This window comes from Corynebacterium durum (assembly GCF_030408675.1).
Classification (GTDB): domain Bacteria; phylum Actinomycetota; class Actinomycetes; order Mycobacteriales; family Mycobacteriaceae; genus Corynebacterium; species Corynebacterium durum.
The window spans coordinates 885718-898737 of the sequence record NZ_CP047200.1 but is presented as its reverse complement, the minus strand read 5'-3'; the positions used below and the strand labels follow the sequence as shown (position 1 = coordinate 898737).

General features: G+C 55.2%; 12 protein-coding genes and 2 rRNA genes. 6 read left to right on the top strand and 8 right to left on the bottom strand.

Annotation, left to right across the window (positions count from 1 at the left end):
- Positions 1-7: 7 nt before the first annotated feature.
- The gene (locus CDUR_RS04250) at positions 8-529 is read right to left on the bottom strand and encodes a hypothetical protein (protein WP_179417264.1); all 522 of its coding nucleotides are present in this window, start codon (positions 527-529) and stop codon (positions 8-10) included.
- A gap of 101 nt (positions 530-630) precedes the next feature.
- Here CDUR_RS04250 and pth point away from each other — a divergent pair, with 101 nt between their 5' ends.
- From pth to CDUR_RS04235, 3 genes are all read left to right on the top strand, one after another.
- On the top strand, positions 631-1230 hold the full coding sequence (gene pth, locus CDUR_RS04245; RefSeq protein ID WP_179417263.1) for an aminoacyl-tRNA hydrolase: 600 nt from the start codon (positions 631-633) through the stop codon (positions 1228-1230).
- 266 nt (positions 1231-1496) lie between these two features.
- Positions 1497-2156: a DUF6891 domain-containing protein gene (locus CDUR_RS04240; protein ID WP_179417262.1), complete on the top strand. Its 660-nt coding sequence runs from the start codon at positions 1497-1499 to the stop codon at positions 2154-2156.
- Positions 2157-2333: 177 nt separating this feature from the next.
- Positions 2334-3776, top strand: coding sequence for a serine hydrolase domain-containing protein (locus CDUR_RS04235; RefSeq protein ID WP_179417261.1), 1443 nt, complete (start codon positions 2334-2336; stop codon positions 3774-3776).
- A gap of 72 nt (positions 3777-3848) precedes the next feature.
- Here CDUR_RS04235 and CDUR_RS04230 read toward each other — a convergent pair whose 3' ends face one another.
- Complete coding sequence (locus tag CDUR_RS04230; protein WP_179417260.1) at positions 3849-5291, bottom strand: glyceraldehyde-3-phosphate dehydrogenase; 1443 nt, start codon at positions 5289-5291, stop codon at positions 3849-3851.
- 81 nt (positions 5292-5372) lie between these two features.
- Complete coding sequence (locus CDUR_RS04225; RefSeq protein ID WP_179417259.1) at positions 5373-5684, bottom strand: hypothetical protein; 312 nt, start codon at positions 5682-5684, stop codon at positions 5373-5375.
- A gap of 54 nt (positions 5685-5738) precedes the next feature.
- Between CDUR_RS04225 and CDUR_RS04220 the strand changes: the two genes are divergently transcribed.
- Genes CDUR_RS04220 through CDUR_RS04210 form a run of 3 tightly spaced genes read left to right on the top strand, consistent with a single transcriptional unit; the run spans position 5739 to position 7764 of the window.
- Positions 5739-6299 carry a TetR/AcrR family transcriptional regulator gene (locus CDUR_RS04220; RefSeq protein WP_179417258.1) on the top strand — a complete coding sequence of 187 codons (561 nt, stop codon included), beginning with the start codon at positions 5739-5741 and terminating at the stop codon, positions 6297-6299.
- Entirely contained in the window at positions 6292-6969 is a 678-nt protein-coding gene (locus CDUR_RS04215) for an ABC transporter ATP-binding protein (protein WP_179417257.1), read from the top strand. The genes CDUR_RS04220 and CDUR_RS04215 overlap by 8 nt, the downstream gene beginning before the upstream one ends.
- 30 nt (positions 6970-6999) lie before the next feature.
- Positions 7000-7764, top strand: coding sequence for an ABC transporter permease (locus tag CDUR_RS04210; protein ID WP_290208054.1), 765 nt, complete (start codon positions 7000-7002; stop codon positions 7762-7764).
- 35 nt (positions 7765-7799) lie between these two features.
- Here CDUR_RS04210 and CDUR_RS04205 read toward each other — a convergent pair whose 3' ends face one another.
- From CDUR_RS04205 to CDUR_RS04185, 5 genes are all read right to left on the bottom strand, one after another.
- Positions 7800-8525, bottom strand: a complete 726-nt coding sequence (locus tag CDUR_RS04205) for a nitronate monooxygenase (protein WP_179417255.1) — start codon at positions 8523-8525, stop codon at positions 7800-7802.
- Positions 8497-8835 (bottom strand): nitronate monooxygenase, encoded by a 339-nt coding sequence (locus CDUR_RS04200; RefSeq protein WP_179417254.1) that lies wholly within the window; start codon positions 8833-8835, stop codon positions 8497-8499. Before CDUR_RS04200 ends, CDUR_RS04205 begins: the two co-directional genes overlap by 29 nt.
- Positions 8832-9263, bottom strand: a complete 432-nt coding sequence (locus CDUR_RS04195; protein WP_179417253.1) for a hypothetical protein — start codon at positions 9261-9263, stop codon at positions 8832-8834. The genes CDUR_RS04200 and CDUR_RS04195 overlap by 4 nt, the downstream gene beginning before the upstream one ends.
- A gap of 210 nt (positions 9264-9473) precedes the next feature.
- Positions 9474-9592: ribosomal RNA gene (rrf, locus tag CDUR_RS04190) — 5S ribosomal RNA — on the bottom strand.
- Between the two features lie 174 nt (positions 9593-9766).
- Positions 9767-12893: ribosomal RNA gene (locus tag CDUR_RS04185) — 23S ribosomal RNA — on the bottom strand.
- Positions 12894-13020 lie beyond the last annotated feature (127 nt).

The following is a 13020-nucleotide window of genomic DNA, read 5'->3' as shown; positions in this document are numbered from 1 at the left end:
CTATGGGTTAGCTGGAACCGAAGCTTGAACCCACAACTGGACGGGATTCTGGCTTCTTTGCAGCGGGCGGCGGAGTTAGATCATGCTTCGGCTGCGGTGTCGGCTCGGGTTGAGGCGTGCTCACATCGCCTGTGGTCAAGACCTTACACTCTGCAAGTCTTGTCGCTGATGCCTTATTGTCTTCACGCATGAGGGCAAAGAATCGGCTGCGCTGCTCCGCGTTGAAACTTTTCAGCAGACCTGGTTTGTTGGCACCGACTTCCCGGATCGTTTCTGGGTTCTGCTCTGCGTACGTGGTGAAAATCTCGGCCACCCTCAAAAAGTCGCCGGTGGTTTTAATATCACGATTTTCGAAAAAACTCTTGGTATTCTCTTTAACCGTTTCACACTTCTCGGTGGGAACGAGTCGCACATGGTAACCGTACCCCTTCAAAAAGTCCTCCGGCGCGGTTGCCCCTGCAGATGGCATAGCACCTGTCGCGGCAATAATTGCAGCAAGCGCGATTGAAACAACCCTGGTCTTTTTCACTGTTTATCCTCCCGAGAGATACATCAACACTGCGATTAGCAAATTTACTATATATTGTTGGGTCCGTCAACAACTGCGCAGGTGAGGTATCATCATCCCTTATGAACGCAACACACGCAGACTCCCCCTGGCTGGTCGTTGGCCTGGGAAATCCCGGCCCACAGTATGAAACAACCCGCCATAACGTGGGCTTTATGGTGCTTGATGAGTTAGCAGACCGCACGCTACCCATGCCGTCCACATTCTCTATTCATAAGCGCTCAAATTCCCACGTTGTGGAAACTCGTTTTGGAGACAAGAAAGTTATCCTGGCCAAGCCGCGCAGCTTTATGAACCTCTCCGGCGTCCCCATTGCGGCGCTCATACAATTCTATAAAGTGCCAAAAGAAAACATCATTGTGGTCCACGATGAACTGGACCTTGATTTTGATACTGTTCGCCTCAAACTAGGCGGCGGCGATAATGGGCATAACGGCTTGCGTTCCACCACCAAGTCGCTCGGAACAAATGATTATTACCGCATCCGTGTCGGTATTGGACGGCCACCGGGGCGACAGGCACCCGCCGACTATGTGCTGAGACCCTTCAGCAAGGAGGAATTCGAAGGACTACCACTCATCTGCGAACACGCTGCCGAAGGCGCGGAACTCATCATCAACCAGGGATTAGAGCTGGCCCAAAACCGCATTCACGCTCTCTAATCACGGTGTATTACTACCACTTACGGGCTTTCTTGAGAGCCTTGGCCAGCGCGGCGTCGTCAAGCTCAAAGGCACCGGACTTGCGGAGACGATGAATGACCACGGGACAGATTTTGCAGCGTTTTTTGGAGCGGCAACATTTTTTCTTACCCCCCTTTGACGCTTTTTTGCGCAGCTTATCCATCTTCACGACGCCATTCTAAGACATGTATCTAAGCCAAACCTAATCCCCAGGTACTACCGAGGCCTTTAGTATCATGTGTGATATGACCACATATGTCGCTATCCCCGAAGACCTTATCTTGCCCGCCGACCTGTTACCCGACGACTTCGACGACGACGTGATCGGGGTGTGCTGGGTGGCGGTGGTGATAGGCGACAGCGTTGAGGACATCGCCGAGATCATCGCGGAAGAGTACGACGAGATCAGCAACGAGCAGGCCAAAAACATCGCCGAGTACCTGATCACCGCCCGTCGCGCGCAGCAGGAACAATTTGGCGATGTGACCACCAATCTCGATTCCGCGTTTGCCGAGCTTGAGCAGCACGGGATCATCGCACGCGCCTATTGCGGCTGGACCGTGGGCGAAGGCCAAGCCGAGATCCTCGACGAAGCCGCCGACATCCCGCGCGCCAATGGTGAACCCTGGATCGGGCACGTCTTTATCACCGGCCAGCAGATTGAAGCCTATATCGAATTCGAGGGCGATGCAGCGCTTGACATGGCCTACGGCGCGATCCTCACCGACGAGGAAGATGCCCTCCCCGACAGGGAGGCTGACGAACTCTATGAGACTAAAACCCTGGCAATGATGACCGACATTGTGCTGCCGACGCTGGCGAAACACGGCGTCGAAACGCAATGGAGCGGGAGCATTGCCGACCTTGTAACCTTGACGAACGCTGTGTACTACCAACCCATTTAGCGCGGCAGAGGTGTGCAAAGTTTGCTTACGCTCAAGCGCGAAAAACGCCATTTTTCGTGCCTCGACATGGGCATACTTTGCATAGCGCAGGCTGTGTAGTGAGTGCACGCAATATCAGGGTGTTTTTCAGGGTTTTCCCCGATGTTGACACAGCCCCAACTCTCTAGGCTAAACCGCATGAAAACAGCACGAACCCTACTTGCGGTGCTGGGAACACTACTTGCCACTCTGGTACTGATTGTTCCCGCACAGGCTCAACAAGACCGCTACGAACAACTCGCCCACGACCTCCACATACCAGGACTCGCCATGGTGGAATTCGACGCAAATGGCATCACCGGCGAACACTACGTTGGTGTGGACGGCAATAACAATCCCATCACCGCCGATTCCCTGTTCATCTGGGGATCAGTGTCTAAATCATTCACCGGCGCACTTGCTCTAGAACTGGCAGACAAAGGGCTCATCGATCTTAACGCCCCTGTCACCCAGTACTATCCCGAGTTCCGAAACACAGCCTTCGGCAATAACGGTGCCACCATCACCGATCTGATTCACCACACCTCCGGCCTCCCTCGTGAGCTAGGCATCTACCCGCGTGAACTGCCAAAAGTCATTGAAGCAGTCAAAGAACTCAAAAACGTCAACCCCACCGGCAGCCATTCTTACTCCAACATCGGCTACGTCCTTCTTCAACACGCCATGGAACGAGCAACCGGGCAAAGCTACAGCGAACTACTCACCCACTACCTCAACCCAGCCACCGGAATTTCGCCGATCAGCACCAGCAAAGAAGCAACCGAAAAGGGTGTCCCTGAAGGATATGTGCCTTTCTACATGGGCAACCGTACAGTGTCAGACCCAGTTCGTGATGCCGAAGCAGGTGAAGGCTATCTTGCGGGCACGGGGCGTCAACTAGCAACCTATGGTGCCTGGCAACTCCGTCAACACCAACAAGGACAACTGCCCAGCACCTTCAGCACAGTACCAACAGGCGAAGGTTCCTCCGAATACGGTGCAGGTTTAGAGTACGCAAAAGCCACAAGCAGCATCGACGGCTCCGAGGTGGAAATTGTCTCCCACAATGGTGCTATCTGGGGTTACACGACATATCTTGGTTTCAACCAAACCACTGGAAAAGGTTTCGTCGTGCTTTTCAATTCCCAGGGACTACGCAGGCAGCTTAACATGAATATGAACATTAAGGGAGAAGCCTTTATTGCGGAAGCACTGGGCACAGAGTCCCACAAAGATCTTCCGCCCAGTATTGCATTCGGCGACATTACCCTCTGGGTCCAGGTTGCGCTCATAGTGATACTGCTCGTCGCCATTGCACTCACCCTACGCACATGGGTACGACGTCCAGCACCGTCACGTACGCAACGCCGCACTATCATCACCATTGCCAGCGCTTTGATTCTGGGGCTTGGCACGACAGTCGCAATCATGATCGGCGTACCAGCAGCAATTGGTGGGATGACTTGGAAGGAATTGCTCATATCCACCCCTGATCTCACCCTGAACTTCTGGGCGCTAGCTGCGGAAACAACCATCCTCGCGTTGATTATCACCGCCCGCCAACTCGCATGGCGACGGAAAACGGCGGCCGCAAGCGGTTAACCGCGTAGGGTCACGCAGGGTACACACCCACATGAAGCACCCCGCGTGACCGCAACCAACAACCAGCTAGACCTACAGCTCGCTCAGCTCTTTACGCCGAGGCAGAACCGCTGGCCGAACGCCCGCAATCTCTTCGACAATACGAATGACCTGGTTGGAGTAGCCGAACTCGTTGTCGTACCAGACGTAGAGAACAAGGTGGTTATCTTGGGCAATGGTGGCCAGCCCGTCCACTATCCCGGCGTGGGTGCTGCCTACGAAGTCGGTGGACACAATCTCGGGGGATTCGATGTACCCGATTTGCTGTCGCAAGCCGGAGAGCAGTGAGACGGATCGCAGGTAGTTGTTTACCTCGTCGCGGTCCACATCCTGCTTGAGCGTCAGGTTCAGCACGGCCATGGACACATCGGGGGTGGGAACGCGGATGGCGTTGCCAGTGAGTTTTCCGGCAAGTTCCGGCAGGGCTTTGGCTACGGCACGTGCTGCGCCGGTTTCAGTGAGCACCATGTTCAGGGTGGCTGCCCTGCCACGGCGTGAGCCCTTGTGGAAGTTGTCAATAAGGTTCTGGTCGTTGGTAAAGGAGTGCACGGTTTCCACGTGCCCGAACTCCACACCGTAGCGATCATTCACAGCTTTAAGCACCGGCGTGATGGCGTTGGTGGTGCAGGAGGCCGCACTCAAGATCGTGTCATCTGCCCCAATGACATCGTGGTTGATGCCGTACACGATGTTCTTCACATCCCCTTTGCCGGGTGCGGTGAGCAGCACTTTAGACACGCCAGTGGATTTGAGGTGCTGTTCCAGGCCCTCGCGGTCGCGCCAGCGTCCAGTGTTGTCCACCAGCACTGCGTCGTTAATGCCGTAGCGCGTGTAGTCAACGGTAGCAGGGTCGTTGGAATAAATGATTTGGATGGGCGTGCCGTTTGCCCACAGGATGTCGTTGTCGTGGTCGATGCTGATCGAGCCGTGGAAGGGACCGTGTACGGAATCGCGGCGCAGCAGGGACGCACGCTTGGTCAGGTCATTCTCGCCGTTTTTGCGCACCACGATGGCACGAAGACGGCATCCGGTGTCCACGGATTGATGGTCAATAAGGATGCGTGCCAGTAACCGACCGATACGACCAAAGCCGTACAGCACAACGTCGGTTTGCTTGTGTTCGGTGCTGGTGCCGATCACGTCGGCAAGTTCACGCTTCAGGAACTCACCGAGGTCGCCTCCTTGTTCGTCGTGCAATGTGACCAGGTGCCCCAGATCGATAGAAGCAGTACCCAGGTTCATGGCCACCAGTTCCTGCACAATGGGCAGTGTTTTTTCCAGTGGAAGTTCGTGTTCGGTGATATGTCGGGCGTAACGATGCGACTTGATGATGTCCACATCACTCACATTCACCAGCAAGCGTCCGAAAACCGAGGTCACTACATTGTTGTTACGGTGCAGCTGTCCGAGAAGCGGCAACATCTGCTGCGCTAACGCAATCCGTTCATTCCAGTCATTGTGTGCCTGGGCAGCCATAATATCGATCAGTCCTCCGAAGTGGGGTCAAGAGTGAATACGTACATAAACCTACATTCCAACGCCCGTTTTTTATGGTTTTCAACCAAATCGGGGGTAAAGATTCTGCATGATCGCATCCACGCTCCCCTCCCGAGCGTGCCGGAAACCACTTCCTGCCCACGCAGTGACATGTGTCGAATCACCGCTAGCCGCAGACGCCTTCCGCAAAGGCCCCAGTAACGTATTCACATGAGGGTACATAGCGGGGGCATCGACATTATCCAGCATGAACTGCGTCTCGACGCCCACCGCTACCGCAGCATCCACCGCATCAGCACCGCGTAATCGACGCCCGCGCCCCAGCTCCCACATTATGCAGGGCAGCGACCGTCGCGGCGTCGATAAGCCCAAACGTGAACGATATCATAATGTTAGTGACTAACATTATGACGTACGATAGCAAGCATGACGCCCTCACCTAAATGGGATCGGACCCACACGCATATACAATTGGTCGCCCTGGAACTCTTTACTCACCAGGGATATTCCGCCACCACTACCGCACAAATCGCAGCCGTTGCCGAGGTAAGCCAGATGACGCTTTTCCGCCATTTCCCCACCAAGGAGTCGCTGATTCTTCAGGATCCGTTTGATCCGGCGATCGCGGAAGCCGTCGAAAAGCGCCCAGCCAAAGAAACGCCGCTTCGCGCAATCACCGCAGGAATCCAGTCGCTCCTCGATACCTTCACCCCAGATGTTGAAGAGCAATTGCGTACCCGGCTACGCATCGTAGCTGATAATCCCGAATTGGCAGCGGCAGCAATCCACAGCAACGACGAAACGATTACCGCAATCGCCACAGCGTTGACTTCCCGGGGCGTCGACAAGCTCACGGCAACGGCTGTGGCAACCGCAGTCATTGCTGGACTGACCAGGGCGTTAATAGACTGGAGTACGCACATCAATCAGCCGCTCATGCCGACGTTGCACGGTGTTTTACATGCTTTAGCGGGTACTCATGCTTGAGTTACGCAACGTTTCGGCGGCAAACCGCGGGATTACTCAGCTCAATTTTTCGGTGGCAGCAGGCGAAATCGTCGCGCTCATTGGCCGCAACGGCGCCGGCAAAACCACACTGTTACGGCTCGCGCTTGGCCTCATCCACCCCACCGCCGGCACGGTTCACCGCACCGTGGGCAATGGCGATATTGGGCAGCTTATCGACGCGCCGTTTTGCTATTCCGAGCTGACCGTGAGTCAAAACCTACGCATGCATGCTTGGTTATATGGCATCGACCCTGAGCGCATCGCCGACTCCATCAACCAGTGGGAGCTGCAACCATACCGCGATCGCCTCTTTCGGAAACTGTCGCTAGGAAACAAGCAGAGGGTGGGTTTAGCTGGGGCGTTTCAGCATCAGCCGCGACTTATCGTGCTTGACGAACCCACCAATGCCCTTGATCCGATGGGAATAGTCACCCTGCGGACCGTCGTGAAAGAGCGGGCGGCTGCGGGATGCGGCGTGGTAGTCAGCAGTCACCATTTGGATGAGGTGGCCGCCATTGCCCATCGCATTGTCGTGGTAAATTCCGGGCGCATCATTACAGAGTTGTCCCCTACCACCCCACAACTGGAAAACCGCTTCTTTCAGGCCATTCTTTCAGACGATCAATCAAACGCCAATGCAGACACTTAGGCGATAAGTTGGGAGAAGTTTTCTATGTCTATGTCATCTTTTCGTCACTCGACGTTAATAATTACGGTGAAAGTCGAGGCTCTCAAGGTAATAAAATCCGCAACGGCATGGGGAGTCACTGGCGCGATGCTGGCCGGAATCCCACTTGTTGTTTCGGCAATGATGATTGCTATCGCCCACAACAATCCGGTCATTCTCGCCAAGGCGGGAGCTGCTGCCACTCATGATGGGAATGGTTTCTTCTTTGTAGCGACACAGATCACAGCGGCTGCGGAAATATTGGGCTTTGGCACCATGATCGCCTGGATATATGCCCGAGAGTTTATGGATAACACCGCCATCGGACTAGCCATGCTACCGATGAGTCGGCACATCACCATGACAGGCAAATTCCTGGTTTATGCAGCATGGACCCTTATCACTCATCTGCTATTGGCTATCGTGATGCTTCTGATCGCCGTGGGATTCCGCTATGGATTCCCTACAGGAGCGCACATCCTGCGGTTCCTCGTGCTCGGAGCGTTCACACTCCTCGCAACCCCCGTTATTGCGTGGGTTTCTGTGCGCACTCGTTCCCTTATCGCTGGCTGCGGCACTGCCCTTGCGCTGATTACTCTCGGCCAGCTTGGCGCCTTATTGGGTGCCAATAGCGGCTGGATACCACCTGCCGTTCCGGCATTGTGGGCGTTGCAAATTGTTCCGACGACCACGCCACAGCTGCTGGTTTTCCTGGCATTATCGGTGGGATTTGCCAGTCTTACCTACGCCCGGTGGTCCCGCATGCAGCTTGCCTAACCCCACGTCAGCACCGACGTTGGCCAAGACCGAAACTACCTGGAGGCTGGGGCCGTATGCCCAGACACCCGTTCAATTTTGGCCCCAATGAGATTCTGCATAATCGCATCCACACTCCCCTCCCGAGCGTGCCGGAAACCACTCCCTGCCCACGCAGCGACATGCGCCGAATCACCGCTAGCCGCAGACGCCTTCCGCAAAGGCCCCAGTAACGTATTCACATGAGGGTACATAGCGGGGGCATCGACATTATCCAGCATGAACTGCGTCTCGACGCCCCGCGCCCACCTGCCCGAAAAAGCCCTCGTCACCGCCGTTTTCTCCCCATCCCGAACCATCTGACGATGCACCTCACCCGTCCCCGCCTCATCTGCCAGCAAAAACGCCGTGCCGCACGCCACCGCCGCCACACCCGGCCACGACAACGCCTCCCGAACAGCCTCCGGCGTCCCAATGCCCCCAGCAGCCACCACTGGAATCGGTATATCCAGACGAATCATGTCCTTTAAAGATGTCTGATCAAGCCCCTCTGCCACCGTCCATGTTGCACGATGTCCACCGGCTTCAGGTCCTTGAACCACCAGCGTATCGACGCCCACCGCTACCGCAGCATCCACCGCATCGGCACGCGCAATCGTCACCCACGCCTCAACCCCCAGGCTATGCAGAGCAGCGACCGTCGCGGCGTCGATAAGCCCAAACGTGAACGACACCACGCGCGGACCCCAGCCCTCACCAGCGGCACGTAAGATCAGCGCCATCTTGGCGTCCCCAGCCGTCCGTGGGATCCACCGAGGTCGGGTCGATGCTCAAGCCGTGCCGCGCAGCGTAGTTGTAAAGAGGTGCAAACGACGCGGGATCATCGTGCGGCATGAACACATTAACCCCATAAGGGCAGGTCGTAGCCCGCATCTGACGCTCCAACGCCTCCGGCGTGAGCATCCCAGCAGCAAGAAAACCAAAACCACCTGCACGCCATGCGGCATCCGTAAGCGTCGGAGTAGACGGACCGCCCGCCATTGGTGCCGCAATAATCGGGCATGTAAGAGAATTAACTAAGGCTTTCATCATTGTTTCCGAAAAAAACGCTTACCTGCGAAATGCACCGCATATGTGACAATCAACGGAATAGACATCCATAGCGGCCAAAAGACTGTAGGGCCAGACATCACTGCGACTAAACCCCAGATTACGACACACACCAACGTGGCCACGCACGCGACATACCAGGGAATACTCATCCCCAGTTCAACCCAATTAACCGAATTCTGTTTATTGGGTTGCCGCGCGTTATTCAGTGATGCACTCCGCAAATCCTTGACAGATTCCCACGCGTCAGCCTCCGATGATGATTGGGCAATAACTGCCAAACGACGATCCAATTCACCGATATCAATAAGCCCACCTTCGAACGCATTCTGCGCAACCTGCGTGGCTTCCGCATAGCCTATTGGCACGGGAAATCCGCCCGACTGTTCCATAGGACCAGGTGTTGACATGCAACCCCGCCTTCACTCTCGTATAAACCGCGTCGAAAACACCAGTCTATGCGAAACCCTTCGAGGGTATCCCCCGCTCTATGACCCCCCCCACCCCCCGCACCCGTATAGCAAAACAAACAAACAAAACAACAAAAAAAAGGGGGTGGGGTGCCAGTGCCACACCAGGCACACACAACACCCCACCCACCATCTATTTGAAGTTATCAATGCTGGCAGTAACCTACTCTCCCACACCCTCCCAGGTGCAGTACCATCAGCGCCCACAGACTTAGCAACCGGGTTCGAAAAGGACAACCGGGCGTGACCCTGCGACTATCACCACCAACACACCCAACACAACTGGTGTTGTGCCAGACACTGCACAGCAGACCACGAAACCACACACCACCAACGGCAGCGACGTCCTGTTTTCATCATTCCTCTGTGTTGTCAACACACGCATATGTTTCCCACACCATGTGCCCTATCGCACACAATCCTGTGGCACACCACCACTATGGGGTGTGTTTGTGTCGGTCATATTAGTATCGGTCATCTCACAACACCTTACGATGCTTCCAACTCCGACCTATCAACCCCCTCATCTACAGGGAACCTCAACAGAAACCTCATCTCACAACAGGCTTCCCGCTTAGATGCTTTCAGCGGTTATCCCTCCCGCACATAGCCAACCAGCCATGCCACCGGCGTGACAACTGGCACACTAGAGGTACGTCCATCCCGGTCCTCTCGTACTAGGGACAGCCTTGTTCAAGTTTCCACGCGCGCGGCGGATAGAGACCGAACTGTCTCACGACGTTCTAAACCCAGCTCGCGTGCCGCTTTAATGGGCGAACAGCCCAACCCTTGGGACCTACTCCAGCCCCAGGATGCGACGAGCCGACATCGAGGTGCCAAACCATCCCGTCGATATGAACTCTTGGGGAAGATCAGCCTGTTATCCCCGGGGTACCTTTTATCCGTTGAGCGACACCACACCCACACGTTGATGCCGGATCACTAGTCCCTGCTTTCGCACCTGCTCCACCCGTCAGTGTCACAGTCAAGCTCCCTTACTGCACTTACACTCTAAAACCTGATTACCAACCAAGCCGAGGGAACCTTTGGGCGCCTCCGTTACCATTTAGGAGGCAACCGCCCCAGTTAAACTACCCACCAGGCACTGTCCCAAAACCCGATCAGGGCCCACAGTTAGATGCACACAACAACCAGAGTGGTATTTCACCAATCGACTCCACACCCACTAGCGTGAATGCTTCCACGTCTCCCACCTATCCTACACAAGCTGCAGCACACACCAATACCAAGCTATAGTAAAGGTCCCGGGGTCTTTTCGTCCTGCCGCGCGAAACGAGCATCTTTACTCGTACTGCAATTTCACCGGGCCTATGGTTGAGACAGCAGGGAAGTCGTTACGCCATTCGTGCAGGTCGGAACTTACCCGACAAGGAATTTCGCTACCTTAGGATGGTTATAGTTACCACCGCCGTTTACTGGGGCTTCAATTACCCGCCTCACACACCACACGGGCGTGCTCACGAGTCCTCTTAACCTTCCAGCACCGGGCAGGCGTCAGTCCGTATACCTCGACTTGCAACGTCTTCGCACGGACCTGTGTTTTTAATAAACAGTCGCTTCCCTCACTTCTCTGCGGCCACACACAACGCACACCGCACAAGGGTGATTGCCGCACATGGCCCCCCTTCTCCCGAAGTTACGGGGGCATTTTGCCGAGTTCCTTAACCATAGTTCACCCGAACGCCTTAGTATCCTCAACCAGACCACCTGTGTCGGTTTCCGGTACGGGCCGTGCACACACATCGCTAGAGGCTTTTCTCGACAGCACAGGCACATCAAACATCCCCAACAATCTGGGTACGCATCACGCCTCACCCTTATATGCAGAACGGATTTACCTATCCTGCGGGCCACACGCTTACACCACAATCCAATAAGTGGCCTTGACTACCAATCTGTGTCACCCCATCGCTTGGCTACCAACGATCAAGATCCCACGCACCACACACCAACAAACACACAACGTGTGACCATCAATGGTAGTGGGTGGTTAGTACAACCGAGTCACCACTGGTCGCGTATACACGGGTACGGGACTATCAACCCGTTATCCATCGACTACGCCTGTCGGCCTCGCCTTAGGTCCCGACTCACCCTGGGAAGATTAGCTTCACCCAGGAACCCTTAGTCATCCGGCGAACACGTTTTCCACATGTTTTTCGCTACTCATGCCTGCATTCTCACTCGCACACACTCCACCACCACTTCCGTGACAGCTTCTCAGCATGCACGACGCTCCCCTACCCAACACACACCAAAGACGTGCATGTTGCCGCGGTTTCGGCGGTGTACTTTATAAGCCCCACTACATTATCGGCGCATCACCACTTAACCAGTGAGCTATTACGCACTCTTTCAAGGATGGCTGCTTCTAAGCCAACCTCCTGGCTGTCTTCGCGATGACACCTCCTTTTCCACTCAGCACACCCTTAGGGGCCTTAACCGACGATCTGGGCTGTTTCCCTCTCGACGTCACGGAGCTTATCCCCCGCCGTCTCACTGCCACGCTCGCATATTATTGGCATTCGGAGTTTAGCTGGCATCGCTAAGATGATCGTCCCGCATCAACCAACCAGTCGCTCTACCACCAACAACAACCACGCAACGCTGCACCTAAATGCATTTCGGGGAGAACCAGCTATCACGGAGTTTGATTGGCCTTTCACCCCTACCCACAGCTCATCCCCTCAGTTTTCAACCTAAGTGGGTTCGCGCCTCCACAATGTTTTACCACCGCTTCACACTGGCCATGGGTAGATCACCCCGCTTCGGGTCCAGAACATGCCACTTAACACACCCTCATTAGGATTCGCTTTCGCTACGACTACCCCACACACACGGGTTAACCTCGCGACATGCCGCTGACTCGCAGGCTCATTCTTCAAAAGGCACGCCACCACCCCACACAAGGGGCTATGACGGATTGTAAGCACACGGTTTCAGGAACTATTTCACTCCCCTCCCGGGGTACTTTTCACCCTTCCCTCACGGTACTAACTACACTATCGGTCACGCCAAGTATTCAGGCTTACCGGGTGGTCCCGGCAGATTCACAGCAGATTCCACGAGCCCGCTGCTACTCGGGAAAATACGCACACACCCCAACCACATGTCTTCAGGTACCGGACTCTCACCGTCTACGGCAGGCGATTCCACACCACTTCCCCTAACACACAATCCAAGGGTGCCAGCCAGTGGTAGCCAGCCAGACACACGCATCCCACAACCCCCTACACGCAACCCCTACCAAGTATCATCCACGCATAGAGTTTAGCCATCACCTCCGCCTTCGCTCGCCACTACTAACGGAATCACATATTGTTTTCTTCTCCTACGGGTACTGAGATGTTTCACTTCCCCGCGTAACCCCCATACCACCTATTTCATTCAGCAGCAGGTGACCGCACATAACCACGGCCGGGTTTCCCCATTCGGACATCCTCGGATCAACGCTTAATCGGCAACTCCCCGAGGCTTAACGCAGCCCTTCACGTCCTTCATCGGCTTGACATGCCCAGGCATCCACCGTGCGCCCTTACAACAAACACACCACCCATCCGGCGGTGCGCCACACGAAAAACACACACAAAACAACACAAGAAATTAAACAGAAAAATGATTTCGCGTCCACTATACAGTTCTCACACAACACCACCCCACCACCAGCAACCATCAT

Excerpts from the sequence above, each read along its gene's own strand:
- pth (WP_179417263.1), top strand. The coding sequence starts at position 631 with ATGAACGCAACACACGCAGACTCCCCCTGGCTGGTCGTTGGCCTGGGA.
- CDUR_RS04240 (WP_179417262.1), top strand. The coding sequence starts at position 1,497 with ATGACCACATATGTCGCTATCCCCGAAGACCTTATCTTGCCCGCCGAC.
- CDUR_RS04235 (WP_179417261.1), top strand. The coding sequence starts at position 2,334 with ATGAAAACAGCACGAACCCTACTTGCGGTGCTGGGAACACTACTTGCC.
- CDUR_RS04230 (WP_179417260.1), bottom strand. The coding sequence starts at position 5,291 with ATGGCTGCCCAGGCACACAATGACTGGAATGAACGGATTGCGTTAGCG.
- CDUR_RS04220 (WP_179417258.1), top strand. The coding sequence starts at position 5,739 with ATGACGCCCTCACCTAAATGGGATCGGACCCACACGCATATACAATTG.
- CDUR_RS04215 (WP_179417257.1), top strand. The coding sequence starts at position 6,292 with ATGCTTGAGTTACGCAACGTTTCGGCGGCAAACCGCGGGATTACTCAG.
- CDUR_RS04210 (WP_290208054.1), top strand. The coding sequence starts at position 7,000 with ATGTCATCTTTTCGTCACTCGACGTTAATAATTACGGTGAAAGTCGAG.
- CDUR_RS04205 (WP_179417255.1), bottom strand. The coding sequence starts at position 8,525 with ATGGCGCTGATCTTACGTGCCGCTGGTGAGGGCTGGGGTCCGCGCGTG.
- CDUR_RS04200 (WP_179417254.1), bottom strand. The coding sequence starts at position 8,835 with ATGATGAAAGCCTTAGTTAATTCTCTTACATGCCCGATTATTGCGGCA.
- CDUR_RS04195 (WP_179417253.1), bottom strand. The coding sequence starts at position 9,263 with ATGTCAACACCTGGTCCTATGGAACAGTCGGGCGGATTTCCCGTGCCA.